Here is a 301-nt window from a genome sequence, read left to right as displayed (position 1 = left end):
CCTCAAGGCTTTGCGACTCTTCCTCGTTGTCGAGCGCAAGGAGCGACGAATAGTGCACGGCGATGAAATTCGCCATTGCATAAAGATTCTGCGCGAGCTTCCCTTCCGGGACAAGGACAAGAACCGGATCCGCGGCAAAAGCAAAGGTACCTTGGGGACCGCGTGCCACGACAGAGAGTTCCGCAAAACCGACGGCATCCGAAAAGAGGAGCGGCAGGCGCGTACTCTCGGGGTCTCTCAAAAGACGGAGTTCGAGTAGTGAAGGTGTTCTCTCGAGCGGTCCCTCCGAGCGGTCCGGATC

At 58.1% G+C, this 301-nt stretch carries 1 protein-coding gene; it reads right to left on the bottom strand.

Features of this window, described 5'->3' with window-relative positions; genetic code table 11:
• A partial coding sequence (locus H6A60_RS13015; RefSeq protein ID WP_205105286.1) for a hypothetical protein occupies nucleotides 1-301 on the bottom strand: 301 nt, incomplete at both ends.

Origin of the sequence: Sutterella massiliensis (assembly GCF_016899755.1) — a bacterium.
In the GTDB taxonomy this organism is placed as follows: domain Bacteria; phylum Pseudomonadota; class Gammaproteobacteria; order Burkholderiales; family Burkholderiaceae_F; genus Sutterella; species Sutterella massiliensis.
This window is presented reverse-complemented; position numbering and strand designations above follow the sequence as displayed.